This is a genomic window from Leeia sp. (genome assembly GCF_041909055.1).
Lineage (GTDB): Bacteria > Pseudomonadota > Gammaproteobacteria > Burkholderiales > Leeiaceae > Leeia > Leeia aquatica.
The window spans coordinates 1-1,857 of sequence record NZ_JAYREC010000012.1; the positions used below are offsets into that span (position 1 = coordinate 1).

Consider the following 1,857-nt stretch of genomic DNA (forward strand, 5'->3'; position numbering starts at 1 on the left):
TGGCTGGTCCGCACGCTTGTGATTGTCATTCAAGCTGCAGGAGAGCCGCAATGGATTTGACCCCGATGCACAAGCGCGTCATTGCGCTGGACGTTCACCAGGCCAAGATCACGGCCTGCGCCGTTGTCGAACATGACGATGGCCGGGTAGAGGTCACCAAGCGAGACTTCGGCGCCTTCAAACGCGACCGCCGCGCCTTGGCGCAGTGGGCGCTGGAGATGGCCCCTGAGGTCGTGGTGATGGAGAGCACAGGGGTGTATTGGAAAAGCCCGTTTGCGGCGCTGGAGGCGGTGGGCCTTATTGCTTGGGTGGTCAACGCGCGGCATGTCAAGGCTGTGCCCGGTCGCAAGACCGACATGGCCGATGCGCAGTGGCTGGCCACGCTGGCGCGTGCGGGTTTGCTGCGCGCCTCGTTCATCCCACCGGTGCAGATGCGCCAGCTTCGCCTGGTAGCGCGCCAGCGGCAAAAGCTGGTGGGCATGTGCAGCGCCGAGAAGAACCGGCTGCACAAGGTGCTGGTGGACGCGGGCATTCGCATCAACGTGCTGGTGGCCGACATCCACGGACAGAGCGCGCGTGCCATGGTCAAAGCCCTGATCGAGGGACAGCCCATGCACGAGGTGCTGAACCACAAGGGGCGGCTGCGAGCGAGTCGACAAGAACTGTGCGAGGCCCTGAGCACCGAGCAGTTCAGCGCAGTGCACCGCTTTGTGGCCCAGGAGATCGTGCAGCACATTGAGCAGATCGAGCAGCGCATCGCCCGCATGGACCAGTACCTGCTGCAGGGCCTGCAACCCTGGCAGCCACAGCTCAGGCTGCTGCAGACCCTGCCGGGCATCGACGAGCAGGGGGCGGCCATGCTGCTGGTGGAGATTGGTGCGGACATGAGCGTGTTTGGCAGTGCAGAGCGCCTGGCCAGTTGGGTGGGCATCTGCCCAGGCAACAACGAGAGCGCTGGCAAGCGCAAAACCGGGCGCATCCGCAAGGGCAACGCCTGGGTCAGAAGGCTGCTGTGCGAGTTCGCCCAGGCTGCAGCACGAACGCGCTGCGCACTCAAGGCCAAGTTCGACGCGCTGACCATCCGAAAGGGCCACAAGAAGTCAGTGGTGGCGCTGGCCCACAAGATGCTGCGCACCATCTACGCCATGCTCAGCAACGGAAGCCACTACCAGGACAAGGAGGTCGATTACGAGGCGCTGAACGTTCAGCGCAACGCGCCGCGCTGGATCAAAATGCTGCGCAAGCACGGATTCATCGCCACGCCCGCTGCCGCCTGAGACTCGCTTGCCCGCTGACCTTGCGGCCTTGGCCTGCCTCAGGTCAGGTATCTGCACGTCCGGTGGCGGGTGTCTTCCACATTAACTTGTAAGACTCGGAAAATTAAGGGTTTTTGCTAGCGATGGTAGAGGCGGTCCTGATTCCCTCCATCCGCTCCATCCGCTTTCTGGTCACCCAATGAAACGCCCCGTGCAGACCCATCGGTCTGCACGGGGCGTTCTGTTGATGCACTCGGGCAGGGAATCGGTGCTTACAGCACTTCAAACACGCCCGCAGCGCCCATGCCACCGCCGATGCACATGGTCACGCACACGCGCTTGGCGCCGCGGCGCTTGCCTTCGATGAGGGCGTGGCCGGTGAGGCGCTGGCCGCTCATGCCGAAGGGGTGGCCCACGGCGATGGCGCCGCCGTTGACGTTGAGCTTGTCAGCGGGAATGCCCAGCTTGTCGCGGCAGTAGATCACCTGCACGGCAAAGGCTTCGTTCAGCTCCCACAGGTCGATGTCGTTCATCGTCAGGCCCAGGCGCTTGAGCACCTTGGGGATGGCGAACACGGGGCCGATGCCCATTTCGTCAGGCT

1 protein-coding gene and 1 pseudogene are annotated in these 1,857 nt (G+C 63.7%); one reads left to right on the forward strand and one right to left on the reverse strand.

Annotated elements, in window-relative coordinates; translation table 11 throughout:
- The first annotated feature begins 50 nt into the window (after positions 1–50).
- Complete coding sequence (locus ACE3O2_RS17690) at positions 51–1,277, forward strand: IS110-like element ISAisp4 family transposase (RefSeq protein ID WP_288482745.1); 1,227 nt, start codon at positions 51–53, stop codon at positions 1,275–1,277.
- Between the two features lie 251 nt (positions 1,278–1,528).
- Here ACE3O2_RS17690 and ACE3O2_RS17695 read toward each other — a convergent pair.
- A pseudogene (locus ACE3O2_RS17695) lies at positions 1,529–1,857 on the reverse strand (acetyl-CoA C-acyltransferase); the annotation flags it as partial.